This is a genomic window from Streptomyces sp. XY006 (assembly GCF_002237655.1).
GTDB lineage: Bacteria > Actinomycetota > Actinomycetes > Streptomycetales > Streptomycetaceae > Streptomyces > Streptomyces levis.
Window position 1 is genome coordinate 239,453 of record NZ_NOKT01000004.1, and the last position, 25,728, is coordinate 265,180.

Annotated in this window: 23 protein-coding genes; 11 read left to right on the forward strand and 12 right to left on the reverse strand. The window is 71.4% G+C overall.

The annotated features are described in order from the left end of the window. Window positions 1–77: 77 nt before the first annotated feature. Together CHR28_RS07190 and CHR28_RS07195 are read right to left on the reverse strand one after the other, a co-directional pair. Complete coding sequence (locus CHR28_RS07190; RefSeq protein ID WP_094052631.1) at window positions 78–977, reverse strand: carbohydrate kinase family protein; 900 nt, start codon at window positions 975–977, stop codon at window positions 78–80. A 185-nt stretch (window positions 978–1,162) separates the two neighbouring features. Then, on the reverse strand, window positions 1,163–2,071 hold the full coding sequence (locus CHR28_RS07195) for a pseudouridine-5'-phosphate glycosidase (protein WP_094052632.1): 909 nt from the start codon (window positions 2,069–2,071) through the stop codon (window positions 1,163–1,165). A 107-nt stretch (window positions 2,072–2,178) separates the two neighbouring features. Between CHR28_RS07195 and CHR28_RS07200 the strand changes: the two genes are divergently transcribed. Further along, window positions 2,179–2,607 carry a VOC family protein gene (locus tag CHR28_RS07200; RefSeq protein WP_094052633.1) on the forward strand — a complete coding sequence of 143 codons (429 nt, stop codon included), beginning with the start codon at window positions 2,179–2,181 and terminating at the stop codon, window positions 2,605–2,607. An 82-nt stretch (window positions 2,608–2,689) separates the two neighbouring features. Here CHR28_RS07200 and CHR28_RS07205 read toward each other — a convergent pair whose 3' ends face one another. Further along, window positions 2,690–3,244 (reverse strand): methylated-DNA--[protein]-cysteine S-methyltransferase, encoded by a 555-nt coding sequence (locus CHR28_RS07205; RefSeq protein ID WP_094052634.1) that lies wholly within the window; start codon window positions 3,242–3,244, stop codon window positions 2,690–2,692. Between the two features lie 120 nt (window positions 3,245–3,364). Next, window positions 3,365–4,240: a glycerophosphodiester phosphodiesterase gene (locus tag CHR28_RS07210; RefSeq protein WP_094052635.1), complete on the reverse strand. Its 876-nt coding sequence runs from the start codon at window positions 4,238–4,240 to the stop codon at window positions 3,365–3,367. Between the two features lie 291 nt (window positions 4,241–4,531). Between CHR28_RS07210 and CHR28_RS07215 the strand changes: the two genes are divergently transcribed. From CHR28_RS07215 to CHR28_RS07245, 7 genes are all read left to right on the forward strand, one after another. Beyond that, window positions 4,532–5,404 carry an MHYT domain-containing protein gene (locus tag CHR28_RS07215; RefSeq protein ID WP_094052636.1) on the forward strand — a complete coding sequence of 291 codons (873 nt, stop codon included), beginning with the start codon at window positions 4,532–4,534 and terminating at the stop codon, window positions 5,402–5,404. A 40-nt stretch (window positions 5,405–5,444) separates the two neighbouring features. Continuing rightward, the gene (gene uvrB, locus CHR28_RS07220) at window positions 5,445–7,589 is read left to right on the forward strand and encodes an excinuclease ABC subunit UvrB (RefSeq protein WP_094052637.1); all 2,145 of its coding nucleotides are present in this window, start codon (window positions 5,445–5,447) and stop codon (window positions 7,587–7,589) included. Window positions 7,590–7,728: 139 nt separating this feature from the next. Continuing rightward, window positions 7,729–8,307: a TerD family protein gene (locus tag CHR28_RS07225; protein WP_094052638.1), complete on the forward strand. Its 579-nt coding sequence runs from the start codon at window positions 7,729–7,731 to the stop codon at window positions 8,305–8,307. 76 nt (window positions 8,308–8,383) lie between these two features. After that, window positions 8,384–10,402 (forward strand): TerD family protein, encoded by a 2,019-nt coding sequence (locus CHR28_RS07230; protein ID WP_094052639.1) that lies wholly within the window; start codon window positions 8,384–8,386, stop codon window positions 10,400–10,402. A 237-nt stretch (window positions 10,403–10,639) separates the two neighbouring features. Beyond that, window positions 10,640–11,641: a TerC/Alx family metal homeostasis membrane protein gene (locus tag CHR28_RS07235; RefSeq protein WP_094052640.1), complete on the forward strand. Its 1,002-nt coding sequence runs from the start codon at window positions 10,640–10,642 to the stop codon at window positions 11,639–11,641. 128 nt (window positions 11,642–11,769) lie between these two features. After that, the gene (locus tag CHR28_RS07240) at window positions 11,770–12,072 is read left to right on the forward strand and encodes a hypothetical protein (RefSeq protein ID WP_094052641.1); all 303 of its coding nucleotides are present in this window, start codon (window positions 11,770–11,772) and stop codon (window positions 12,070–12,072) included. 96 nt (window positions 12,073–12,168) lie between these two features. Next, entirely contained in the window at window positions 12,169–13,269 is a 1,101-nt protein-coding gene (locus tag CHR28_RS07245; protein WP_094052642.1) for a calcium:proton antiporter, read from the forward strand. Between the two features lie 28 nt (window positions 13,270–13,297). On the opposite strand, the gene CHR28_RS07250 is transcribed toward CHR28_RS07245, so the two are convergent. Further along, the gene (locus tag CHR28_RS07250; RefSeq protein ID WP_094052643.1) at window positions 13,298–14,566 is read right to left on the reverse strand and encodes an MFS transporter; all 1,269 of its coding nucleotides are present in this window, start codon (window positions 14,564–14,566) and stop codon (window positions 13,298–13,300) included. Between the two features lie 152 nt (window positions 14,567–14,718). Continuing rightward, window positions 14,719–15,765: a S66 family peptidase gene (locus CHR28_RS07255; RefSeq protein ID WP_094052644.1), complete on the reverse strand. Its 1,047-nt coding sequence runs from the start codon at window positions 15,763–15,765 to the stop codon at window positions 14,719–14,721. A 101-nt stretch (window positions 15,766–15,866) separates the two neighbouring features. Here CHR28_RS07255 and aroQ point away from each other — a divergent pair, with 101 nt between their 5' ends. After that, window positions 15,867–16,340, forward strand: a complete 474-nt coding sequence (aroQ, locus tag CHR28_RS07260; protein WP_094052645.1) for a type II 3-dehydroquinate dehydratase — start codon at window positions 15,867–15,869, stop codon at window positions 16,338–16,340. Window positions 16,341–16,397: 57 nt separating this feature from the next. On the opposite strand, the gene CHR28_RS07265 is transcribed toward aroQ, so the two are convergent. From CHR28_RS07265 to CHR28_RS07285, 5 genes are all read right to left on the reverse strand, one after another. After that, window positions 16,398–17,150 carry an amino acid ABC transporter ATP-binding protein gene (locus tag CHR28_RS07265; protein ID WP_094052646.1) on the reverse strand — a complete coding sequence of 251 codons (753 nt, stop codon included), beginning with the start codon at window positions 17,148–17,150 and terminating at the stop codon, window positions 16,398–16,400. Then, window positions 17,147–18,046 carry an amino acid ABC transporter permease gene (locus tag CHR28_RS07270; protein ID WP_373453331.1) on the reverse strand — a complete coding sequence of 300 codons (900 nt, stop codon included), beginning with the start codon at window positions 18,044–18,046 and terminating at the stop codon, window positions 17,147–17,149. Before CHR28_RS07270 ends, CHR28_RS07265 begins: the two co-directional genes overlap by 4 nt. Further along, window positions 18,043–18,912: an ABC transporter substrate-binding protein gene (locus tag CHR28_RS07275; RefSeq protein ID WP_094052647.1), complete on the reverse strand. Its 870-nt coding sequence runs from the start codon at window positions 18,910–18,912 to the stop codon at window positions 18,043–18,045. The genes CHR28_RS07270 and CHR28_RS07275 overlap by 4 nt, the downstream gene beginning before the upstream one ends. 446 nt (window positions 18,913–19,358) lie before the next feature. Next, on the reverse strand, window positions 19,359–20,015 hold the full coding sequence (locus CHR28_RS07280; RefSeq protein ID WP_094052648.1) for an MBL fold metallo-hydrolase: 657 nt from the start codon (window positions 20,013–20,015) through the stop codon (window positions 19,359–19,361). A gap of 35 nt (window positions 20,016–20,050) precedes the next feature. Continuing rightward, complete coding sequence (locus CHR28_RS07285; protein ID WP_094052649.1) at window positions 20,051–20,740, reverse strand: maleylpyruvate isomerase family mycothiol-dependent enzyme; 690 nt, start codon at window positions 20,738–20,740, stop codon at window positions 20,051–20,053. Between the two features lie 222 nt (window positions 20,741–20,962). Between CHR28_RS07285 and uvrA the strand changes: the two genes are divergently transcribed. Next, on the forward strand, window positions 20,963–24,016 hold the full coding sequence (uvrA, locus tag CHR28_RS07290) for an excinuclease ABC subunit UvrA (protein ID WP_094052650.1): 3,054 nt from the start codon (window positions 20,963–20,965) through the stop codon (window positions 24,014–24,016). 129 nt (window positions 24,017–24,145) lie between these two features. Here the strand turns inward: uvrA and CHR28_RS07295 are convergent, their stop codons facing one another. Next, window positions 24,146–24,697, reverse strand: a complete 552-nt coding sequence (locus CHR28_RS07295) for a YceI family protein (RefSeq protein ID WP_094052651.1) — start codon at window positions 24,695–24,697, stop codon at window positions 24,146–24,148. Between the two features lie 102 nt (window positions 24,698–24,799). Between CHR28_RS07295 and CHR28_RS07300 the strand changes: the two genes are divergently transcribed. Beyond that, the gene (locus CHR28_RS07300; RefSeq protein WP_094052652.1) at window positions 24,800–25,663 is read left to right on the forward strand and encodes a helix-turn-helix domain-containing protein; all 864 of its coding nucleotides are present in this window, start codon (window positions 24,800–24,802) and stop codon (window positions 25,661–25,663) included. Window positions 25,664–25,728: the final 65 nt, after the last annotated feature.

Genomic DNA, 25,728 nt, shown 5'->3' on the forward strand with positions numbered 1-25,728 from the left:
TCGGTATGAGTGGCGCAGGGCAGCGCGTCGGTACCACGGGCGCAGGACAGGGCGTACCACTGGCGTCGCGCGCACCGTCACTCCGGCGACGGCGGCCGTCCGCCCACCCGTTCCACCGCCCGCGCACCGGCCCGGCAGCCCTCCGCCGCCGCGGACTCCGGATCGGCGCCCGCGAGCAGGGCGGCCAGGAACGCGCCCGTGAAGGCGTCTCCGGCGCCCGTCGTGTCCCGCGCCCTCGCCGGCACGGCCGGAACGCGGGCGCACACCTTCCCCGCACGGGCCACGAGCGCCCCCTCGCAGCCCTGCTTGGCGACCACCAGCGGAATGCGCCGGCTCAGCGCGGCCGCCGCGTCGGCCGCGTCGGTGACGCCCGTCAGCAGGCACGCCTCGTCCCGGCTGGGCAGCAGCACGTCCACGCCCTCGACGAGCGACAGGAAGCGCTCCGCGCCGAGCTGTCCGAGGAACCCCGCCGACGCCGGGTCCACACTCACGGGCACGCCACGCGCGCGTGCCGCCTCCAGGGCCACGGCCGCCAGTGCGCGACTCGATTCCGAGAACAGGAGGTAGCCCGACAGATGGAGACGGGCGACGCCGTCGAGCAGCGCGTCCGACCAGTCGGCGGGTTCGAGCCGCAGCGACGCCCCGCTGTCGGTGAGGAACGTCCGCTCCGCGGCGGCGCCCTCGTCGACCAGGCAGATCACCGTCCCGGTCGGTGCCTGCGGGTCGACGACGAGTCGCGGCCGTACGCCCTGCGCTGCCAGTTCCCGTTCGTGCCAGGCGGCCGCGTCCGCACCGACCCGCCCGAGCAGCCGCACCTCGGCGCCCTGGTGCGCGGCCCAGCACGCCACATTGGCGCCCGCCCCGCCCGGCACCGTCCGGATGGTGGCGGCCGTGTCCGTACCGGCGGCGAGTGGCGCCCGATGCCGAGCGACGACATCCGTGACGACGTCCCCTACGACGAGCAGCCCGCTAGGCACCCCCGAGCCGCCACCCGTCGAGCCCGGCGCGGCCGCCGCGCCCGGACGGCCCGCCGCGCCCGGGCCGCCCGTCGAGCCCGCGCCCCCGAGCCCTGAGCCCGCCCCGGGACCGCCCACCGACTCCGCACCGCCCCCGGCGGAGCCTGAACCGGTACCGCCACCCCCGGCCCCGCCCCCGACCCCGCTCATCCCCGAGTCCAGGCCGCCGCGATCCGCGCCGCCAGGCGGACATTGCCGCGGACCGCCGCCAGGTTGGCCTCCAGGGAGGCACCGTCGGTGTGCCGCACCAGATAGTCGAGCAGGAACGGCGTGACCGCCTGGCCGGTGACTCCCTCCGCCTCGCACGCGTGCAGCGCGTCCGCGAGCACGCGTGCGTGCAGCTCCGGATCGAGCTGTTCCTCCTCGGGAACGGGATTCGCGACGATCAGCGCCGACTCCGGCCCGGCGAGCGTGTCCTGCGCCCGCATGACGTCCGCCACCTGCTCCGGCGTCCCCAGCGTCCAGTCCACCGGATGTCCCGAGTCGGACAGGTAGAAGCCGGGGAAGCGGTCCGTCCCGTACCCGGCCACCGCGACCCCGAGCGTCTCCAGCCGCTGCAGGGTCGCCGGCACGTCCAGGATCGACTTCACCCCGGCACACACCACCGTGATCCGCGTCCGGGCGAGCAGGCCCAGATCCGCCGACTCGTCCTGCGTGGCCGTCCACTCCCGGTGCACCCCGCCGAGCCCGCCCGTCGCGAAGACCCGGACCCCGGCCAGCGCCGCGAGCAGCGCCGTCGCCGACACCGTGGTCGCCCCGCTCGCCCCGGAGGCCACCGCGAGCGGCAGGTCGCGATGGCCCAGCTTGCGGATCCCGTCCTCGTTCGCGACCCGCTCCAGCTGCTCCTTGTCGAGCCCGACACGAGGCCGCCCGTCGAGAACGGCGATCGTCGCCGGGACCGCGCCCTCCTGCCGCACGGCCGTCTCCAGCTCCAGCGCCACCCGGAGGTTGCGGGGCCGCGGCAGCCCGTGGGCTATGATCGTGGACTCCAGCGCCACCACGGGCTGACCCGCGTCGAGCGCCTCCCGCACCTCTTCGGACACCACCAGCACCACGCGCCTGCCTCCTGTCAGCCGGCCAGTCGGTCTTCCCTCATCTCTGGCGGGCGGCACACCGGGCCAAACCCTTGCGGGCCGTCGGACACCTCACGAGCCTGGGGTGCATGACGGACCACACAGCACGTCTCGACCACGTCGTCCTCTGGGTGCGCGACCCGCTCGCCGCCGCCGACTTCTATGAGAAGGCCGTCGGGCTGGAGGCGCTCCGGCTCGGCGAGTTCGCCGCCGGCGAGGTGCCGTTCCCCTCCGTACGCGTCAACGACGAGACCATCCTCGACCTCATGCCGCTGACCTTCGCCGAACGCATGACGATGCTGCCCGGCGCCGCGGACAGCGCCGGGCACCCCGTGAACCACGTCTGCCTGTCCCTGGCCCACGGCGACTTCGACGCGCTTCTCAGCCGCCTCCAGGAACGCTCCGTGCCGGTGTCCGACCTCTCCTACGACTCGTTCGGGGCCCGGGGCAAGGCCACCCGCAGCTTCTACTTCCGCGACCCGGACGGCAACGTCTTCGAGGCACGGCACTACGACTGACCGGACGGCCTTCACCGACCCACCGGCCCGGTCCGCCGCAAGCCCGCGCACCCGTGTCGCGGCGCGGACCGGCCCGGTCCGCCTAGAAGAGCGGCTCGGGCAGCACCCCTTCCAGGGCGAGCAGCTTCCGCTTGGTCTCCAGCCCGCCCCCGAACCCGCCGATGCCGCCGCCGCTCTCGACGACCCGATGGCACGGCACCACCACCGGGAGCGGATTGGCCCCCATCGCCATGCCCACGGCCTGCGCGGCGCCCGGCTGCCCGACCCGCCCGGCCAGATCGCCGTACCCCACGACCGAGCCGTACGGCACGCCGTCGGCGAGGGCACGCAGGACCTGCCGGTTGAAGCCGGAGATCAGCGACCAGTCCAGCGGCAGGTCGAAGTCCTTGCGCTCACCGGCGAAGTACGCCTCCACCTGGCCTATCGCCTCGGCCAGCAGCGGGGAGCCGGGCGCCTCCACGGGCTCGGTGCCGAACCGCGACGCCAGCCGCTCGACCGCCCGCTCCCGCACCGCCTCCGTGGCATGGAAGACCACGTTGACCAGGCCGTCCTTCGTCGCGGCCAGCAGCAGCGGACCGATCCCGGTGCCCACCACGGCCCATACGACCCGCTGCCCGTCCTGCCCCTGACTGTCCATGCGCCCACGGTACGACCCACCACTGACAACGCCGCCGCCGTGAGCCGGCCACGCACCAGGGACCAGCCACGCATCAGGCGTCGGCCACGCACCAGGGACCGGTCACGCATCAGGCGCCGGTCACCCGCCGACGGCCTCCCTGACCACGTCCGGCCTGTTCGTGATGATCCCGTCGACGCCGTACCCGGCGACCCGCTGGGCCGTCGCCGCGTCGTCAACCGTCCAGGTGAAGACCTCCATCGGTCTGCCGTGCGGCCCGGTGAACGCCTGGACGGACGACACGTACGCCAGGCTGAGCGAACCGTGCGACGGGTTGATCTGGTCGGCGAAGCCGGCCAGCCCCGGCAGGTCCGACACGGGGGGCGTCCCCAGGAGCCCGGTCTTCACCCCGGGTTTCAGCGCGTGCACCGTCCGCACGCTGTCCGCGCTGAAGCTCTGCACGATCAGCCGGCCCGCCAGATGCGACCGGTCGAGCCAGCCCTCGTTGCTGAGGACCTTCAGCGTCTGGCGCTCGATGCCCGGGTACAGCTCCGGGTTCTTGATCTCCAGCAGCAGCTTCTGGTGGTGGCGCTCGACGCGGTGCACGAACTGTTCCAGTGTCGGCACGCGCGCGCCCGCGTACGCGGGGCCGAACCAGCTGCCCGCGTCCAGCCGGGCGATCTCCCGGGCCGTGAAGTCCCGCACCCTCCAGGGAGCCCGGTCGGGGAAGACCTCCTCGACGTCGGTGGTGCGCCGCAGATTGTCGTCGTGGAGGACGACCAGCTCGCCGTCCCTGGTCCGCTGGACGTCGTTCTCCACCCAGCGGATGCCCAGCTCCGCCGCCTTGTCCACCGCGGCCAGCGTGTTCTCGGGCGCGTAGGCGGAGGCGCCCCGGTGGGCGATGACACGCGGCGGGCCGCCACCGTCGGTGGCGGCCCGCGCGGGGGAGGCGGGAAAGAGGAGGGCGGCGGTCCCCAGGAGCGCGGTGGTCGAGGCGGCAACAGTGCGCGCGTGCATGCGTACTCCTCGCGTCGGACGGTCGTCGGCGTCATCACGGACAGCACAACTGTGACAGCAGAGGGTCAACGCGAGAGGGGTGCAGGATGGCCACAGGGTGAATGGAGCTGACCCAACTCCGCTCACTGGTGCCGCACAACTGGGGCGGGGCCGTGTTTCTTTGCGGGAAAGTCGTTCGACCATTCCGGTGGGAGTCATACTCTCTGCGTCAACCCTGACCGCCGGTGCGGTCCTGGGAGGGGGCGCACATCAGGTATTACGGGACGCAAAGGGCGGGAAGGGCAGCCGCGCATGCAGGGCACGGTCGACGGATTCAGCTACGGCCTGGTCACACCCCTGGTCGCCTACCTCATGGCCTGCCTCGGCGGCGCCCTGGGACTGCGCTGCACCACCAGATCCATGCTCGTCGCCCAGTCCTGGCGCCCCGGCTGGCTCGCCCTGGGGTCGGCCGCCATCGGCTCCGGCATATGGACCATGCACTTCATCGCCATGATGGGCTTCACGGTCCAGGAGGTCCCGATCCACTACGACAAGGCGATGACCTTCGCGAGCCTGGCCGTCGCGATCGTGATGGTGGGCGTCGGGATCTTCATCGTCGGCTACAAGGGCGCCCGCGGAACGGCCCTGTTCACCGGGGGCACCATCACCGGCCTGGGCATCGCCTCGATGCACTACCTCGGCATGGCGAGCATGAGCCTGGACGGGAAGCTGGAGTACAACACCTTCACCGTCGGCGCCTCCGTCGTGATCGCCATGTGTGCCGCCACCGCGGCGCTGTGGGCGGCCGGCCAGATCCGGGGCCTGATGTGGAGCGTCGGAGCCAGTCTCGTCATGGGCCTGGCCGTCAGCGGCATGCACTACACCGGGATGGCCGCCCTCAGCGTCCACCTCCACGGCACGGCCGAGCCCACCACGGGGGAGTCGCCGGCAGGCCTGCTCGCCCCCATGCTGATCGGCCCCCTGGCCTTCCTGCTGCTCGCGGGGGTCGTGGTGATGTTCGACCCGCTGATGGTCATGGGCAAGCCCGCCGTCACCCCCGTCGAGCCCAAGCCCGGCATCCCCGCCCGCGCCCACGACACCGTCCACCACAACCCGGCCCGCCTGCGGTTCCGGCCCCACCGCCCCGTACGGCACCAGAGCTCCCGCGCCCCGCAAAACCGCTGATCAGAGCAGGTTGTCAGTGGGAGGTCGTACGGTGGAACCCATGCGGCCCGTTTCCCAGATCGAACGCACGGTGGCGCCCTTCGAGGTCGTCAGCCCCTACCAGCCCAGCGGCGACCAGCCGGCCGCCATCGACGAGCTCGCCCGGCGCATCCAGGCGGGCGAGAAGGACGTCGTCCTGCTCGGCGCCACCGGCACCGGCAAGTCCGCCACCACCGCGTGGATGATCGAGAAGCTCCAACGCCCCACGCTCGTGATGGCGCCGAACAAGACGCTGGCCGCCCAGCTGGCGAACGAGTTCCGCGAGCTCCTGCCGAACAACGCCGTCGAGTACTTCGTCTCGTACTACGACTACTACCAGCCCGAGGCCTACGTCCCGCAGTCGGACACCTACATCGAGAAGGACTCCTCGATCAACGAGGAGGTGGAGCGCCTGCGCCACTCAGCGACCAACTCGCTGCTCACCCGCCGCGACGTCATCGTGGTCGCCTCGGTCTCCTGCATCTACGGCCTGGGCACCCCGCAGGAGTACGTGGACCGCATGGTCCCGCTCCGGGTCGGCGAGGAGATCGACCGCGACGAGCTGCTGCGCCGCTTCGTGGACATCCAGTACACGCGCAACGACATGGCCTTCAGCCGCGGCACCTTCCGCGTCCGCGGCGACACCATCGAGATCTTCCCGGTCTACGAGGAGCTCGCCGTCCGCATCGAGATGTTCGGCGACGAGATCGAGGCGCTCTCCACCCTGCACCCGCTCACCGGCGAGATCATCAGCGACGACCAGCAGCTCTACGTCTTCCCGGCGTCCCACTACGTCGCGGGCCCCGAGCGCATGGAGCGGGCCGTCAACGACATCGAGAAGGAGCTCGCCGAGCGCCTCGCGGAGCTGGAGAAGCAAGGCAAGCTCCTGGAGGCCCAGCGCCTGCGCATGCGCACCACCTACGACATCGAGATGCTCCGCCAGATCGGCACCTGCTCCGGCGTGGAGAACTACTCGATGCACTTCGACGGCCGCCTGCCCGGCTCCCCGCCCAACACCCTGCTCGACTACTTCCCGGACGACTTCCTCCTCGTCATCGACGAGTCGCACGTCACGGTCCCGCAGATCGGCGCCATGTACGAGGGCGACGCCTCCCGCAAGCGCACCCTCGTCGACCACGGCTTCCGCCTGCCCTCCGCCCTGGACAACCGCCCCCTGAAGTGGGAGGAGTTCCAGGAGCGCATCGGCCAGACGGTCTACCTGTCGGCCACCCCGGGCACCTACGAGATGTCCCGCTCCGACGGTGTCGTCGAGCAGATCATCCGCCCCACCGGCCTCGTCGACCCCGAGGTCGTCGTCAAGCCCACCGAGGGCCAGATCGACGACCTGGTGCACGAGATCCGCCAGCGCACCGAGAGGGACGAGCGCGTCCTGGTCACCACGCTCACCAAGAAGATGGCCGAGGACCTCACGGACTACTTCCTGGAGCTCGGCATCCAGGTGCGCTACCTGCACAGCGACGTCGACACCCTCCGCCGCGTCGAGCTGCTGCGCGAGCTGCGCGCCGGTGAGTACGACGTGCTCGTCGGCATCAACCTGCTGCGCGAGGGCCTGGACCTGCCCGAGGTGTCCCTGGTGGCGATCCTGGACGCCGACAAGGAGGGCTTCCTGCGCTCCGGGACGTCCCTGATCCAGACCATCGGCCGCGCCGCGCGCAACGTGTCCGGCCAGGTGCACATGTACGCGGACAAGATCACCCCGGCGATGGAGAAGGCCATCGACGAGACCAACCGGCGCCGGGAGAAGCAGATCGCGTACAACACGGAGAAGGGCATCGACCCCCAGCCCCTCCGCAAGAAGATCAACGACATCGTCGCCCAGATCGCCCGCGAGGACGTCGACACCGAGCAGCTCCTCGGCTCGGGCTACCGCAAGTCGAGGAAGGACGGCGGCGGCACCAAGGCGCCCGTGCCCTCCCTCGGCAAGGCGGCCGAGCTGGCCAAGCCCGCCAAGGGCAAGGGCAAGGCCAAGGAGACGGTGCCCACCGACCGCCCCGCGGCCGAACTCGCCGAGCAGATCGAGGAACTCACCACGCGGATGCGGGCCGCCGCCGCGGACCTGCAGTTCGAGATCGCGGCCCGACTGCGCGACGAGGTCTCCGAGATGAAGAAGGAACTGCGCCAGATGAAGGAGGCGGGCCTGGCCTGACGGCGCACCGCGCACGCGGTGTGTTGCAAGACCGACACAAAGTGCGGACCGGGGTACGTCGCTGTCAGTGCCCCTGCGTAGGGTGCTGGTCAACCGCGACTGCGCGGCAACAGGGGACGTTCGAGAGGGGAATCAGCGCGTGACCGTCAACATGACCAAGGGTCAGGCCATCAGTCTGCAGAAGAACGACGGGGGCAGCCTGACCGCGGTGCGCATGGGTCTCGGCTGGCAGGCGGCTCCCCGGCGCGGCCTGTTCGGCTCGCGCACGCGAGAGATCGACCTCGACGCCTCCGCCGTGCTGTTCGCCGACAAGCAGCCGGTCGACGTGGTCTTCTTCCGCCACCTGGTGAGTGACGACGGCTCGGTCCGCCACACCGGTGACAACCTGGTCGGCGGTGTCGGCCAGGGCGGCGACGACGAGGCGATCCTCGTCGACCTCGCGCGGGTCCCGGTTCACATCGACCAGATCGTCTTCACCGTGAACTCCTTCACGGGCCAGACGTTCCAGGAGGTGCAGAACGCGTTCTGCCGCCTCGTCGACGAGACCAACGGCCAGGAGCTCGCCCGCTACACGCTGGCCGGCGGCGGCCAGTACACGGCCCAGATCATGGCCAAGGTGCACCGCTCGGGCTCCGGCTGGACGATGACGGCCCTGGGCAACCCGGCCAACGGCCGCACCTTCCAGGACCTGATGCCGGCCATCCTGCCGGTGCTCTGAGAGCACCCGGGACCGGGACCGGTGGGCCCGGCGGGCAGCACACGACACCACACAACGACACAGGGGGACGAAGGCGATGACGGCCGAGCTGGTGCGGGGGCAGAACCACCCGCTCTCCCAGGCCCGTCTCGAGATCCGGATCTCGGCCGGCACGCCGATCGTGGCCGCGGCTGCGCTCAGCGACGAGAACGGCCGGATCCACGGCGTGGAGTGGGTCGCCCACCCGGGCGCGCCCACCCAGCCGGGTCTCGAGGTCTCCCGGCAGGCCGCCGCGGACCACCGCCTCGCGGTGGACCTGGACGCCGTGGCCGAGACCGTCCACCGGGTCGGTGTGCTGCTCGCCCTGCCCACCGGCGGGACGGGCCCGGTCCGCTTCGGCTCCGTGGCCGCCCCGTTCGTCGCCGTCACCGGCCTCGACGGCGCCGAGATCGCCAGCTACACCATCCACGGCCTGGACGCGGAGTCGGCCGTCGTCGCCCTGGAGCTCTACCGCCGGCAGGGCGCCTGGAAGGTGCGCGCCGTCGGCCAGGGCTACGCGGGCGGCCTCGCCGAACTCCTCACCGACCAGGGCCTGCCGCAGGCCCAGCAGCTCGCGGGCAGCATCAACGAGGCGGTGGCCCACGGGCTGGCCCGCTCGGTGCAGGCGCCCCCGCCGCGCACGGCCGACGGCGACCGCTCCCGGCAGGCGGCGGCCCCGGCCCTCGGCCCGGACCAGGCCGGCGCCGCGCCCCAGCCCGGACCGGTCCCTCCGGTGTCCCCGTACGGCGGCCAGACCTCCGGCGGGCCGGGGCAGACGTCCCCGCAGCCGCCGTCCTACCCCGGCGCCACGCCCGACCCGAGCACCGTCACCCAGCCGTCCGCCCCCACCGCGGGCGGACCGATCGACTACAGCCACCCGCGCCGCCAGAACGCCGCGCCGCCCCCGCCGCCGCCCACCGCGCCCCCGGCCGCGCCCGGCCAGCCCGCCCGGCCCGTCGCGGGCGACGCGACCGGCTGGTCCATGGAGGAGCGGCTGTACAACCAGGTGTGGGGCATGTTCGAGGACCTTGCCCGCACCACGGCCGCCTACCGCAGCGCCGTCGACTTCGCCGAGTCCCGCATGGACAAGGAGCTCGAACAGGTCCTGTCCGACCCGCGCAGCCGGATCGGCGGGCAGGGCGACGCCGCCCGTGAGGCGGCCCGGGCCCGGCACGCCCAGCTCGTCGACCAGGCGAGGGAAGCCCTCGACCGGGACCTCGCCCAGCTGCAGGCCGAGGCCGACGTGGTCGAACCGGCCCTGCCGCCGGCGTACGCCCGCTGGGACAACCCCGTGTGGCACGCCTACCGGGTGCCGATGGAGATCCCCATGGCCCTGCGCCTGGGCGACCTGCACCTGCCCGAGGCCGAGCGGATCCGCATCCCCATGCTGGTCCGGCTGCCGCTGGAGCGCGGCCTGTGGATCGACAGCGGTCGCACCGCGTCGTCCGACGGTTCGTTCACCGACGCCCACTCCCTGGGACGTCTCGCGATGGAGACGGCGGTCGCGCACGCGGCCCGGCTGCTCGCCGTCTATCCGGCGGGCGAGTTCACCGTGCACGTCATCGACCCGGCCGGCTCTGGAGCGCAGCCGCTGGCGCCCCTCGTGCAGACCGGTGTGCTCGCGGCCCCGCCCGCGCTCGGCGCCGCGGGCGTGACGGACGTGCTGACGCGGCTGACCCAGCGGGTCGACCTGGTGCAGATGGCGGTCCGGGGCGGCGCCGCGGACGCCCTCCCGCCCGGCTTCGACACCGCCCAGCAGCTGCTGATCGTCAACGACTTCCCGCACGGCTTCGACGACCGGGCCGTGAACCAGCTGCGCTACCTCGCCGACGAGGGCCCCGCCTTCGGCGTCCATCTGATGATGGTGGCCGACCGTGAGGAGTCCTCCGCGTACGGGCCGCTGCTCGACCCGTTGTGGCGCTCCCTGCTGCGCCTGACGCCGGTGGCCGACGACCACCTGGCCGACCCGTGGGTCGGCCATGCCTGGACGTACGAGCCGTCGCTCGTGCCGCCCGGCAGCCAGGTCCTCCAGCAGGTGCTCGCGCAGGTCGCGGCCGCTCGTACCAAGTATGCGTAAAGCCGTCTGACCAGGGTTTTTGGTCTTTCTTTTGCCAATCGCTTTACCTGTTCTTGGTGATTGGGTACTCTTGTGGGCACGGAGGGGAGTACTCCCTGTCTGCTGCGGCGTACCCGTCAATACGGAACAGGTCGGTGAAGGCCGGATCTGGGCCCGGGGCGTCGGCCCATCGTTGGGTGGAAGAGACCTCCGGCAGCTACGACGCTGACATTTGCCGTTACGACTGCCGGAGGCGCAGTGGATGTTTCCGTGACCCTATGGGTCCTGACGATCGTGGGCCTGGCCGCCCTCATCGCGGTCGACTTCTTCATCGGCCGCAAGCCGCACGACGTGTCGATCAAGGAAGCCGGAATCTGGACGGTCGTCTGGATCGTCCTCGCCGTGCTCTTCGGGCTCGGCCTGATGGTGTTCGGCGGCGGTCAGCCGGCCGGTGAGTTCTTCGCGGGCTTCATCACCGAGAAGTCGCTGAGTGTCGACAACCTCTTCGTCTTCGTCCTGATCATGGCGAAGTTCGCGGTGCCCTCGCAGTACCAGCAGCGCGTGCTGCTCGTCGGCGTCCTGATAGCCCTGGTCCTGCGCGCGATCTTCATCGCCGCCGGTGCCGCGATCCTCGCCAGCTTCTCGTGGGTGTTCTACCTCTTCGGCGCCTTCCTCATCTGGACCGCCTGGAAGCTCATCCAGGAGGCCCGCGCGGACGAGGAGGACGAGGAGTGGGAGGAGAACAAGCTCCTCAAGGCCGCCGAGCGCCGCTTCGGCGTGGCCGACCGCTACCACGGCACCAAGCTGTGGATCCAGCAGAACGGCAAGCGGGTCATGACCCCGATGCTGGTCGTGATGCTCGCGATCGGCATGACGGACGTGCTGTTCGCCCTGGACTCCATCCCCGCGATCTTCGGCCTGACCCAGGACCCGTACATCGTCTTCACCGCCAACGCGTTCGCCCTGATGGGCCTGCGCCAGCTGTACTTCCTCATCGGCGGCCTGCTGAAGAAGCTGGTCCACCTCAGCTACGGCCTGTCGATCATCCTGGGCTTCATCGGTGTGAAGCTCGTGCTGCACGCACTGCACGAGTCCGGGGTGCACGTCCCGGAGATCAGCATTCCGGTCTCCCTCGGCGTGATCTGCGCCGTCCTGATCGTCACCACGATCACCAGCCTGCGGGCCTCCAAGAAGCAGGCGGCGGCCGAGGCGGCGCAGGGGCAGAGCGGAAGCGCTCCGAAGGACAGCATCGACGTCTGACCACGTCGGTCGTAGGAACAACCATCACCCGGACCGGTGCCCGGCGAATTGCCGGTCACCGGTCCCGGTGCTTGCTTGGACCTGAGCGCGTTTCCGGCCCGGGGACGCCGTGGCCGGCTGGAGGTGCCATGAAGTTCGTCCAGATCATCGACTTCGAGACCGAGCGCTTGGACGAGATGGAGCAGATCTTCGAAGAGGCTGGGCAGCGTGTCGCCGGTCGGACCGGCGGCCCCACCCACCGGATGCTCCTGAAGGACCGTGACAACCCCCGCCGCTACCTGGCTCTCATCGAGTTCGACTCGTACGAGGAGGCCATGAGCAACAGTGACGACCCCGAGACCGGCAGGATGGCCGAGCGGTTGGGCGCGCTCTGCATCGGCGACCGGGTCTACACCAACTGCGACCTCGTGGACGCGCGTGACCTCAAGTAGGACGTCACCACGGGCGACGGAGTCCCTCACGGCCGGCGGGTGGCGGAAGCCCGCGAACGGAGTGCGGGGCTCCGCCACCTCTGACAGGATCACCGCATGATCGAACGGCGGCGGCCGCTCGCGGCGCAGTGGACGACCCTGGTTCCCCTGCTCGCCGTCGTGCTGCTGGTGTTCACCTGGGGGCGTGATCTGCCCGGCCCGGTCGTCGCGCTGGTCACGCTGGTGCTCGCGGGAGCCGTCCTGGCCGCCGTGCACCACGCGGAGGTGGTGGCCCACCGGGTCGGCGAACCGTTCGGCTCCCTCGTCCTCGCGGTCGCCGTGACGATCATCGAGGTCGCCCTCATCGTCACCCTCATGGCCGACGGCGGGGACAAGAGCTCGACGCTGGCCAGGGACACGGTCTTCGCCGCGGTGATGATCACCTGCAACGGCATCGTCGGCCTGTGCCTCCTGGTCGCTTCCCTGCGGCACGGCACGGCCGTCTTCAACCCCGAGGGCACGGGTGCCGCCCTCGCGACCGTCGCCACCCTGGCCACGCTCAGTCTGGTCCTGCCGACGTTCACCACCAGCAAGCCGGGTCCGGAGTTCTCCACGGTCCAGCTGACCTTCGCGGCGCTGTCCTCACTGGTGCTGTACGGCCTCTTCGTCGCGACGCAGACCGTGCGGCACCGGGACTACTTCCTGCCGATCACCCGGCACGGCGAGGTGATCACCGCGGAGGCCCACGCCGAGGCGCCGACCGCCCGCACCGCCATGATCAGCCTGGGGCTGCTGGGCCTGGCGCTGATCGGCGTGGTGGGTCTGGCCAAGGGGGTGTCGCCCACCATCGAGTCGGGAGTGCAGGCGGCCGGTCTGCCCCATGCCGTCGTCGGTGTGATCATCGCGCTGCTGGTCCTCCTGCCGGAGACCATCGCGGCCCTGCGCTCCGCCCGCCGCGACCGGGTCCAGACCAGCCTGAACCTCGCCCTCGGTTCGGCGATGGCCAGCATCGGCCTGACCATCCCCGCTGTCGCGCTCGCCTCGGTCTGGCTGTCCGGCCCCCTGGTCCTCGGCCTGGGCGCCACACACATGGTGCTGCTCGCCCTGACGGTGGTCGTCGCCTCGCTGACGGTCGTCCCGGGCCGGGCGACCCCACTCCAGGGCGGTGTCCATCTGGTGCTGTTCGCGGCCTACCTGGAGCTGGCGATCAATCCGTGACACCACCTCTCCGGGGAGCCCTTCCGGCTCAAGCCGCCTCCGCAGCCGCCCCCGCCGGCACCGGCCGCGTCTCCGGCAGCAGCGCGAAGCACGTCAGACTGCACAGCGCGATCACCGTCAGGTACGCGGCCACGCCCCAGGGCACCCGCCCGCCCTGTTCGGCGAGGGCCGTCGCCACGATCGGGGTGAGCGCACCTCCGAGGACACCGCCGAGGTTGTAGCCGACGGCGGCCCCGGTGCAGCGCACCCGCGGCTCGTAGAGCTCCGGCAGATACGCGGCGATCACGGCGAACATCGTGATGAACGAGAGCATCGCGCCGAGGAAGCCGAGGAACATCGGCAGCGGCGCGCCGGTGGCGAGCAGCGCGACCATCGGGAACATCCACAGGGCCGCGGCGGCGCACCCGATCAGGCACAGCGGCCGTCGCCCGTAGCGGTCCCCGAGCAGGGCCACCAGGGGCGTGAGCGCGCCCTTCACGACCACCGCGCCCATGATGCAGGTGAGCATGACACCGCGGCCGACACCGAGCCGCTCCGTGCCGTAGGCGAGGGACCAGGTGGTCACGGCGTAGAAGATGGCGTAGCCGATGGCGAGGGCTCCGCCGGTCAGCAGCAGGAGGCGCCAGTGGTGGCGCACGACCTCGACGAGCGGCACGCGCGCGTGGTCGTCGAGTTCGAGGAAGCTCGGGCTCTCGGCGAGCGACGAGCGCAGCCACAGCCCCACCAGGGCCAGCACGCCCGCCGCCCAGAACGGCACCCGCCACCCCCACGCGGCGAACTGCGCCTCGGACAGCGTCGAGGACAGTCCGAGGACCACTCCGTTGGCGAGCAGGAACCCGAGCGCGGGCCCGACCTGCGGGAAGCTCGACCACAGCCCGCGCCGCTCGGCGGGCGCGTGCTCCACCGTCAGCAGTACCGCCCCGCCCCATTCACCGCCGAGGCCCAGCCCCTGCAGGAAGCGCAGGACCAGGAGCAGCAGGGGAGCGGCCACGCCGATCGAGTCGTAGGTCGGGACGCAGCCCACGGCGACCGTGGACGCGCCGGTCAGCAGCAGGGAGGCGACGAGGACCGGCCGCCGCCCGCGCCGGTCGCCGATGTGACCGAACAGCACCGACCCCAGCGGCCGGGCCACGAACCCCACGCCGAAGGTGGCGAAGGCGGCCAGCGTCCCCGCGACCGGTGAGAACGTCGGGAAGAACAGCGGCCCCAGGATCAGGGCCGCCGCGGTGCCGTAGACGAAGAAGTCGTAGAACTCGATGGCCGTGCCGGCGAGTGAGGCGGCCGCGAGGCGCGGCATGGAAGGTGCCCTTACGGTGCGTACGTCGTGCATGCCGCGTCAACTACCCACGGTGACGGGCGGTTACGGGGGCGCGCGGGGGGCGCGGAGGGCACGGGGGGCTCCGAGGGGTTCCGGGGGGCTCGGGGGGCTCGGGGGGCTCGGGGGCCCACTCAGTACATGACCGTGATGCGCCGAGCCGGCCCGTCCACGCGCACGATGCCCCCGTACGGGATCACCAGTTGCGGGTCGGTGTGCCCGAAGTCCACGTCGAAGACGACGGTGGCGCCGGGGGCGTAGGTCCGCATGGCGCGCAGGACGGCCTCGCGCTGTTCGGCGGCGTAACGGGCGCCCTCCTCGGGGCTGTTGCGGCGTGCCAAAGACCAGGTCTTCGGGCGCCCCATCAGCAGGGCCGAGAAGCGCTGGAGCAGCCCGCGCTCGCCCATGCTCCGGATCGTGCCGTGGACCTCCGCGGCACTCGGCATGTCCTCCGAGGTCTCCAGCAGCAGGACACCGCCGTCGTACACGGACAGGTCGTGCGAGACCTCCCGGTCGGCCATCAGCAGCCAGCCGACGATCTCCAGGCAGCCGCCCCAACTGCGGCCCTCCACCACCCGGTCGGGGTTCACCCAGGTCCAGCCGCTGCCCGGTCGCGTCTCCGGCTCGGCGTCGAAGGTCGCGGGGTCGGCCCAGTCCCGGTCGACGTCCCGCCACCGCTCGGCGGGCCTCAGCTCGTACGGGCCGGACGTGAACAGGGCCGCCCGCAGGGACTCGGCGGTCTGCGGATGCATGGCTCCGGGACGGCCCAGCTCGCACATGACGCTGCAGCCGTGGTAGCCGACGATGCCGCAGGTGTGCAGGAAAGCGAGCAGGTTGGTGTTGTCGCTCATCCCGAAGAACGGCTTCGGGTTCGCCCGGAACAGCTCACGGTCCAGGTACGGCAGTACGGTGATCTGGTCGTCGCCGCCGATCGAGGCGATGACCGCCTTGATGTCCGGGTCGGCGAAGGCGGCGTGCAGGTCGGCGGCCCGTTCCTCGGGTGTCGAGCCCATCTTCCGGGTCGCCGGATACTCGACCGGCTCCAGCCCGTACTCCTCGCGCAGCCGCTCCAGGCCCAGTTCGTAGGGGAGCGGGAAGAGTCCCGGCAGGCCGGACGAGGGCGAGACGACGGCGACGCGGTCACCGGGCGACGGCTTGGGCGGACGGACAGGGCTCGTCATGCCGGGAGGCTACGGCCCGGCGGGCTGTCGGCGCACCGTGATAAACCGGCTGTGCAGCGGTCCGTCACGGGCCGCCCGACCTCGAACGGACCGGAGGAAACGTGCCCCGCACCCTGGCCAACGCCCCGATCATGATCCTCAACGGCCCCAACCTGAACCTGCTCGGCCAGCGCCAGCCGGAGATCTACGGCTCCGACACCCTCGCCGACGTCGAGGCCCTGTGCGCCAAGGCGGCGGCCGCACACGGCGGCACGGTGGACTTCCGGCAGTCCAACCACGAGGGTGAATTGGTGGACTGGATCCACGAGGCACGGCTCGGGCACTGCGGGATCGTGATCAATCCGGGCGCCTACTCGCACACCTCCGTCGCCATCCTGGACGCCCTCAACACCTGTGACGGCATGCCCGTGATCGAGGTCCACATCTCCAACATCCACCGGCGCGAGTCGTTCCGCCACCACTCCTACGTCTCGCTGCGCGCCGACGGCGTCATCGCCGGATGCGGAGTGCAGGGGTACGTGTTCGGCGTGGAGCGCGTCGCGGCACTGGCTGGTCCGGCCCACGCCGAGGCGTGAGCCCCCCTCGCCCGGCCCGCGCCCCTCACAGCCGCCCCGCTCCACAGTCGCCCCGCCTCACAGTCGCCCCGCCTCCACGATCCGCCGCAGGAACCGCCGTGTGCGTTCCTGCCGGGGCTCTTCGAAGATCTGCCGGGCGGTGCCGTGCTCCAGCACCACGCCGTCCTCCAGGAAACACACCTGGTCGGCGACCTCCCGGGCGAAGCCCATCTCGTGCGTGGCCAGCACCATGGTCATGCCCTCGTCCTTCAGGCCGCGCACGACGGTGAGGACCTCGCCCACCAGCTCGGGGTCGAGGGCGGCGGTGATCTCGTCGAGCAGCAGCAGCCGGGGGCGTACGGCCAGGGCGCGCACGATCGCCACGCGCTGCTGCTGGCCGCCGCTCAGCCGGTCCGGGTACTCACTCGCCTTCCCGCCGAGCCCGAGCCGCTCCAGCAGCTCACGCGCGCGTGCCTCGGCCTCGGCACGGGACACCCCGTGCACCCGGCGGGGAGCGAGCGTGATGTTCTTCAGCACGGTCATGTGCGGAAACAGGTTGTACGCCTGGAAGACCACGCCGATCCGGCGGCGGACGGCGTCCTGGTCGGTACGCGGGTCGGTGATCTCCTCGCCGTCCAGCCAGATCGCCCCGTCGTCGATCTCCTCCAGCAGGTTGGCGCACCGCAGCAGCGTGGACTTGCCGGAGCCGGAGGCGCCGATCAGCGCGGTCACCGTGTGCGGGGCGACCTCCAGGTCCACGTCCCGCAGCACGACCGCACCGCCGAAGCTCTTGCGGACGGACTCCATCCGCAGCACGGGCACCCCGCTCATGCGACTCCTCCCTGGGCCCGCCGGCGGTCCATGCGGGCCGTCACCCAGTCCGTGAAGCGGGTCATGGGGATGGTCAGCGCGACGAAGACCAGGCCGGCGACGATGTACGGCGTGTAGTTGAGGCTGCGCCCGACGATGATGTCGGCGGCCCGTACGGCGTCCACGGCTCCGCCGATCGAGACGAGCCCGGTGTCCTTCTGCAGCGACACCAGGTCGTTGAGCAGCGGCGGCACCTGGCGGCGCACCGCCTGCGGCAGCACCACGTACCGCAGCGCCTGCCGGTTGCTGAGTCCGAGCGAGCGGGCCGCCGCGCGCTGCGAGGGGTGTACGGACTCGATGCCGGCCCGGAACACCTCGGCGACGTACGCCGAGTAGGTCAGGGTGAGCGCGGTGCCGCCGAGCAGCACCGGGTCGACGGTCACCCCCTGGAGCCGCAGCGCCGGGACACCGAGGACCACGATCATCAGGTTGATGATGAGCGGCAGCCCGCGGAAGAAGTCCGTGTAGGCGGCGGCCAGGAACCGCAGCGGGAAGAACACCGGGCCGCGCAGCGTCCGGGCCACGGCGATCAGCATGCCGAGGACGAGCACCGCGGCCCCGCAGACCAGCAGCAGCCGGACGTTCAGCCACAGCCCTTCGAGGACCACCGGGAACGCCTCGCGCGCGTAGCCCCAGTCGAAGAACGTCTCTTTGGTGCGCGGCCAGCCCGGGGCGTTGACGACGACCAGGTAGAGGACGGCACCGGTGACCAGTGTCGACACCGCGCCGATCGCCGTGGCGCGCCGGGCGCGCCGACGCCGGTGGCGCTCGCGCTCCAGGCGCCGCCGGGACGGGACGTAGCCGTCGTGCCCGTCGTGTCCGGCGCCCTCGGCGAGTTCCTCGTCGTGCACCGTCACTTGAGCACCGGTGCGTCGGCGGCGTCCGACAGCCACTGCTGCTCGATCTTCCCGAGGGTGCCGTCCCGGCGCAGCGCGTCCACGGCCCGCGAGACGCAGGAGGTGAGCGCGCTGCCCTTGTCGAGGACGAGGCCGAACTGCTCCGGTGTGCCGCCGCGATGCTCGAACTGACCGACGATCGTCGCGTCGGTCACCTCGGCCCCGGTGATGTAGAAGGCGGTCGGCAGATCCACCACGATGGCGTCGACCTGGCCGTTCTTCAGTGCGGACTTGGCCTGGTCGTTCTTGGCGTACACGGCGGGCGCGCGCGTGGGCCGCACCACGTCGTTGATGTAGTCGAGGCTGGTGGTGCCGACCTGGGCGCCCAGCTTCACGCCCTTCAGACCGGCGAGGCTCTTCGCCTTCGCCGCCTCGGAGTTCTTGAGCGCGACGACGGCCTGGCGGACGTCGTAGTAGCCGGACGAGAAGTCCACGGCCTTCCTGCGCTCGTCGCTGATGGACACCTGGTTGATGTCGAAGTCGAACGTCTTGTCCCCGGGCGCGAAGGCCTTGTTGAACGGGACGGTCTGCCAGACGACCTTGCCCTTGCCGTATCCGAGCCGCTGGGCGACGGCGTAGGCGACCGCCGACTCGAAGCCCTTGCCGTTGGCGGGATCGTCGTCCTTGAACCAGGGCTCGTAGGCGGGCTGGTCGGTCGCGACGGTCAGCTTGCCCGGCGTCTCGGTGGCCAACTTGCCTTTCTCGCACCCCTGGGAGGCCGACGCGGAGGGCTTGCCCGAGCTTTCCGGTTGCGGGGCACAACTCACGGCGGCGAGGAGGACGACGACGGCGGCGGTGCGGCGCAGGGCTCGCTGAGCAGGAAGCATGGCGGGAGATTGACAGCCGGCGGTCCTCTTTGTCGAGGTCACGCCGAGAGATGTCCGGATCGTGGGAACGGGTGTTGCAACCGTGTGAACTGCGCCCGGTGGAGACGCTGTTCGGCATGCGCCGGGGCCGCCGGTCGAGGGCGGGGAACGACAGACCGGCGGCCCGTCCGCCCAGGAGCCGTCATCCTGCGCGGGGCTGCGACCAGTTGACCGCGTGCGCGCACGAGAGGGGAGCGCATGTACGAGACTGGTGTGTGCGAATGCTTCACACGGGGCGCGTACGCGGCTCACTCCCCGGCGTACTCACGCGCCGGCGCGCTCACTCCGCGGCCCACTCACGCGCCGGCCCCACTCAGGCGCCGGCCCCACTCAGGCGCCGGCCCCACTCACGCGCTGGCGCGCTCACGCCCCGGCCCCGCCCCGGCGTACTCCGTGCCGCGCCGTCCTCACCACCCGCGCGCGTGCCACTCCGGCAGGTGCGGGCGCTCCGCGCCCAGGCTCGTGTCGTTGCCGTGGCCCGGGTAGACCCACGTCTCGTCCGGGAGGACGTCGAAGATCTTGGTCTCGACGTCGTGGATGAGGCTGGCGAAGGCCTTCGGGTCCTTGTGGGTGTTGCCCACACCGCCCGGGAACAGGCAGTCCCCGGTGAACACATGAGGGTGCCCGTGCGGGTCGTCGTAGACGAGGACGATCGAGCCGGGCGTGTGCCCGACCAGGTGGCGCGCGGTGAGCTCGACCTGCCCCACCCGGATCGTGTCGCCGTCGTCGACCGGCACATCGGTGCGCACGGGGATGCCCTCGGCGTCCTCCCGCCCCGCGTACGTGCGGGCGCCGGTGGCCGCCACGACCTCGGCGAGCGCCTGCCAGTGGTCGCCGTGCCGGTGGGTCGTGACGACCGACGTGATCCCGTCGTCGCCGATCATGCCGAGCAGCGTCTGCGCCTCGTTGGCGGCGTCGATCAGCAGCTGCTCGTCGGTGGCCCGGCAGCGCAGCAGATAGGCGTTGTTGTTCATCGGACCCACCGCGATCTTCGTGATCATCAGGTCCTTGAGCTCGTGCACGTCGGCAGGCCCGCCGACCGTCACCTGTCCGCTGTACGTCATGTCCGCCAGCCTATAGCGGCGGAGCGGGCCGGGTCCTACAACGGGGGCAGTGCGGGCAGCGGTCCGCCGTCAACCGTCAGCGCGGCACCGTCGCGGCGTCCCGCGAGCCACCCCAGGAGGTCCGCCGGCGTCCCGGTGACGGTCACCTCGGGGCGGTCGCCCGGCGTGCTTCCCGTGCGCCACGCGCGCGTGCCGTCCGTCACGTGGGTGGGCGGTACGTCGGGATGCCCGGCGAACCGGTCCGCGAGGAACTCGATCTCCCGCTCGGTGAACTCCTCGGGCAGGTCCTCCAGCTCGTACCCGATGCCGAGGTCCACATGGTGCAGCTCCACCTCCACCCACCGCCGGAACGGCACCCGGGCCGCGGCGTCCTTGACGCCGTTGCGCAGCTCCACCGTGCGCGACCAGTCCGCCGGCGCGTCCCCGGTCTCCTGAAAGCGGGCCGCGCTCTCCCGCAGGTCCGTGAGCTGGACGTCGAGGGCGCGCGGGGCGTCCCGCTCGATGTCGGCGTCCCGGGCCTCGGCGGAGGCGTACATGGGACGGCCCTCCAGGACGTTCACGAGGGCGTCCGCGTTCCGGGCGAGGTGGGCCAGGACATGGCCGCGGGTCCAGCCGGGCAGCCGTGACGGCTGCGTCACAGCGGCGTTGTCCAGGGGGCCGACTGCGGTCAGCAGCCGTTCCGTCGCGTCCCGTACAGACGCCAGGTCATGAGCGTGATCAATCATGGTGCTGACCCTAGCTCCGCCACTCCTTCGGGTGAAGGTGGTGAAGGAGTGCCGTAAATCGAATGCACGTGCTATATGGTCGGACGTGGCGTCGGGCATGCTGGAGAGCCGGGGTTTGTTGGCAACCCGTGAATCCGACCGGCGTTGTCAGTGGCTCCCCCTAGTCTGAGAAAGACGGGGGCCCCGCCCCTGTCACTTCTCTCAAGAAAGGTGCGGACCGGCGTGGCCGACCGTCTCATCGTTCGTGGAGCGCGCGAGCACAATCTGAAGAACGTCTCGCTCGACCTCCCGCGCGACTCGCTCATCGTCTTCACGGGCCTGTCGGGGTCGGGCAAGTCCTCGCTGGCCTTCGACACCATCTTCGCCGAGGGACAGCGGCGCTACGTCGAGTCCCTCTCCTCCTACGCCCGGCAGTTCCTCGGCCAGATGGACAAGCCGGACGTCGACTTCATCGAGGGCCTCTCCCCGGCCGTCTCCATCGACCAGAAGTCGACCTCGCGCAACCCGCGCTCCACGGTCGGCACGATCACCGAGGTCTACGACTACCTGCGCCTGCTCTTCGCGCGCATCGGCAAGCCGCACTGCCCCGAGTGCGGCCGGCCGATCTCGCGCCAGTCGCCGCAGGCCATCGTCGACCGGGTCCTGGAGCTGCCCGAGGGCAGCCGCTTCCAGGTGCTGTCGCCGCTGGTGCGCGAGCGCAAGGGCGAGTTCGTCGACCTCTTCGCCGACCTGCAGACCAAGGGCTACTCCCGCGCGCGGGTCGACGGCGAGACGGTCCAGCTGTCGAACCCGCCGACGCTGAAGAAGCAGGAGAAGCACACCATTGAGGTGGTCGTCGACCGCCTCACGGTCAAGGAGGGCGCCAAGCGCCGCCTGACCGACTCCGTCGAGACCGCCCTCGGCCTGTCCGGCGGCATGGTCGTGCTCGACTTCGTCGACCTCCCCGAGGACGACCCCGAGCGCGAGCGCATGTTCTCGGAGCACCTGTACTGCCCGTACGACGACCTGTCCTTCGAGGAACTGGAGCCGCGCTCCTTCTCCTTCAACTCGCCCTTCGGCGCCTGCCCGAACTGCACCGGCATCGGCACGCGCATGGAGGTCGACCCGGAGCTGATCGTCCCGGACCCGGACAAGAGCCTGGACGAGGGCGCCATCCACCCGTGGTCGCACGGCCACACCAAGGACTACTTCGGCCGCCTGATCGGCGCCCTCGCCGACGCGCTGGGCTTCCGTACGGACATCCCCTTCGCCGGCCTGCCGCAGCGCGCCAAGAAGGCCCTGCTGCACGGCCACAAGACCCAGGTCGAGGTCCGCTACCGCAACCGCTACGGGCGCGAGCGCCGCTACACCACGGCCTTCGAGGGCGCCGTCCCCTTCGTCAAGCGCCGGCACAGCGAGGCCGAGAGCGACTCCAGCCGCGAGCGCTTCGAGGGCTACATGCGCGAGGTGCCCTGCCCCACCTGTGAGGGCACGCGCCTCAAGCCGATCGTCCTCGCGGTCACGATCATGGGCAAGTCCATCGCCGAGGTCTCCGCGATGTCGATCAGCGACTGCGCGGACTTCCTGGGCGAGCTGAAGCTGACCGCCCGCGACAAGAAGATCGCCGAGCGCGTCCTGAAGGAGGTCAACGAGCGGCTGCGGTTCCTGGTCGACGTCGGCTTGGACTACCTCTCGCTCAACCGCGCCGCGGGCACTCTCTCCGGCGGCGAGGCCCAGCGCATCCGCCTGGCCACCCAGATCGGCTCCGGCCTGGTCGGCGTGCTGTACGTCCTCGACGAGCCGTCCATCGGCCTGCACCAGCGCGACAACCACCGGCTGATCGAGACCCTGGTCCGGCTGCGCGACATGGGCAACACGCTCATCGTCGTGGAGCACGACGAGGACACCATCAAGACCGCCGACTGGATCGTCGACATCGGCCCCGGCGCCGGTGAGCACGGCGGCAAGGTCGTGCACAGCGGCTCCCTGAAGGAGCTCCTCGCCAACGAGGAGTCGCAGACCGGCCAGTACCTGTCCGGCAGGAAGGCCATCCCGCTGCCCGGCATCCGGCGCCCGCTGGACCCGTCCCGGCAGCTCACGGTGCACGGCGCCCGGGAGAACAACCTCCAGGACATCGACGTCTCCTTCCCGCTGGGCGTGTTCACGGCGGTCACCGGCGTCTCCGGCTCCGGCAAGTCCACGCTGGTCAACGACATCCTGTACACGCACCTGGCCCGTGAGCTGAACGGCGCGAGGAGCGTGCCCGGGCGGCACACGCGCGTGGACGGCGACGACCTCGTCGACAAGGTCGTCCACGTCGACCAGTCGCCCATCGGCCGCACCCCGCGCTCGAACCCGGCGACGTACACCGGCGTCTTCGACCACATCCGCAAGCTGTTCGCCGAGACCACCGAGGCGAAGGTCCGCGGCTACATGCCCGGCCGCTTCTCCTTCAACGTCAAGGGCGGCCGCTGCGAGAACTGCGCGGGCGACGGCACCATCAAGATCGAGATGAACTTCCTCCCGGACGTCTACGTCCCGTGCGAGGTCTGCCACGGCGCCCGGTACAACCGGGAGACCCTGGAGGTCCACTACAAGGGCAAGTCCATCGCCGAGGTCCTGAACATGCCGATCGAGGAGGCCACGGAGTTCTTCGAGGCCGTCCCCGCCATCGCCCGGCACCTCAACACGCTCAAGGACGTCGGCCTCGGCTACGTCCGCCTCGGCCAGGCCGCGACCACCCTGTCCGGCGGCGAGGCACAGCGCGTGAAGCTCGCCAGCGAACTGCAGAAGCGCTCCACCGGCCGCACGGTCTACGTCCTGGACGAGCCGACGACCGGTCTGCACTTCGAGGACATCAGCAAGCTGCTGAAGGTCCTGTCCGGCCTGGTCGACAAGGGCAACACGGTCATCGTCATCGAGCACAACCTCGACGTGATCAAGACCGCCGACTGGATCGTCGACATGGGGCCCGAGGGCGGCGCCGGCGGCGGCCTGGTGGTCGCCGAGGGCACGCCCGAGGAGGTCGCCGCGGTCCCGGCCAGCCACACCGGCAAGTTCCTGCGGGAGATTCTCGGCGCCGACCGCATCAGCGACGCCTCCTCGGTGAAGGCACCGCGCCGGGCGGCGAAGAAGACGGTCCCGGCCCAGGCCACGGCGAAGAAGACCGCCACCAAGCGGGTCGGCGGCGCCGCGACCGGGAAGGCGGCCACCAAGACCGCCAGGACCACGAAGGCGGCCACCAAGGCGACTACGAAGGCGGCCGCGAAGAAGACCACGCGGACGACCAAGAGCTGACGGCTCCCGCCGAACGCGCCGTGCCCCACGGGTGACTCCCGTGGGGCACAGCGCGTTCAGTGCCGAAACGACGGCCGGAACGACGGCCGGAACGTCTGTCGAAGCGTCTGCCGGAACGACTGCTTCAGCTCAGGCGGCCTTCGGCTCCACGAACTGCATGTCGAGCTGGATCTTCACCACTTCGCCGAGCAGTCCGGGAGCGAAGTCGAGCCCGAACTCGCTGCGCCGGATCTCGCCCGTCGCCTCGAACCCGGCGTGCCGGCTGCCGTCCATCGGCACCTCGACCAGCCCGCCGAACTCCACGGCGAGCGTCACCGGGCGCGTCACGCCGCCGATCGTCAGCTCGCCCTCCATCGTCCAGTCCTCGCCCGCACCCGACACCCGCGTCGAGCGGTACGTCATCGTCGGGCGCTTCTCGACGTCGAGCAGGTCGGAGGCGCGGACATGGGCGTCCCGGTCGGCGTTGCCCGTGTCGATCGAGGCCAGGTCGACCGTCGCGGAGACCCGCACGTCATCGACCCGCTCCCCGACGAACAGCTCGGCCTCCAGCCGTTCGAAACGGCCCCGCACCTTGGCGATGCCCAGGTGACGGATGGTGAAGTTCACGGAGGAGTGGAACGGGTCCAGGGCCCAGTGCCCCGGGGCCAGCGGAAGGGTGGTGGTGGCGGTGTCATTCGTCATGCCCTCCACCCTGCGGCCCCCGCGGCCCGGCAGGGAGACCGGCCCGAGGCTGGTAGTGACAGGGCCATCCTCCGCGCGCGGCGGGGCGGTACGTTCGGACGGGTGAGCGACAACGAGTTGGGCACGTACCTGCGCACCTGGCGCGAAGCCGTCACCCCCGCCGAGGCCGGGCTCCCCACGGGCCCACGGCGCCGCACCCCGGGCCTGCGGCGCGCCGAGCTGGCCATGCTCGCCGACATCAGCGTCGAGTACCTCACCCGGCTGGAACAGGGACGCGACCGCAACCCGTCCGCCCAGGTGCTCGGCGCCCTCGCCGACGCCCTGAACCTGTCCCTGGCCGACCGGATGCTGCTGCGCCGCCTGACCAAGGAGGCCGACGGCGGCGACCCCCTGGTCTGCGCCGCCGCCCCGGCCCTCAGCCGTACGGCCCGCCCGACGGTACGGGCCGTACTGGACCGTCTGGAGCCCGCTCCGGCGCTGGTGGTCAACTGGATCGGCGACGTCCTCGCCCACACCGCCGGCTACGCGCGGCTGGTCGGCCCCATCGGCCTGCTCGACGGCGAGCCGCCCAACCTGCTGCGGTACCTGTTCACCGACGCGCGGGCCCGCAGCGCCTACCGCGACTGGGAGCGGGTGGCCGACGACCTCGTCGCCCGGCTCCGGCACGGCGTCCCCCTCAGGGACCCCTACCTCACCGAGCTGGCCGACGAACTGACGGTGACCGCGGGGGCGGACTTCACCGACCGGTTCGCCGACCTCGCCATGACACCCAGGACGACGGGCTCCCAGCACCTCGACCACCCGGAAGCCGGCTCCCTGCGGCTGCTGCACGAGACGCTCGCGCTCCCCGACGAGGGGCAGCGCGTCATCATCCACCTGCCCGCGGACGACGCCACAGCCGCGGCCCTGGACCGCCTCAACGGCCGCCGCCCCGGCGCGCTGCGGGCGGTGGGGGAGACGGGCTGAGGCGCCACCCGCCCGGAACCTCACCACAGGCTGGGAGTGACGCGGGGCCCCTCCTCCAGCGAGGG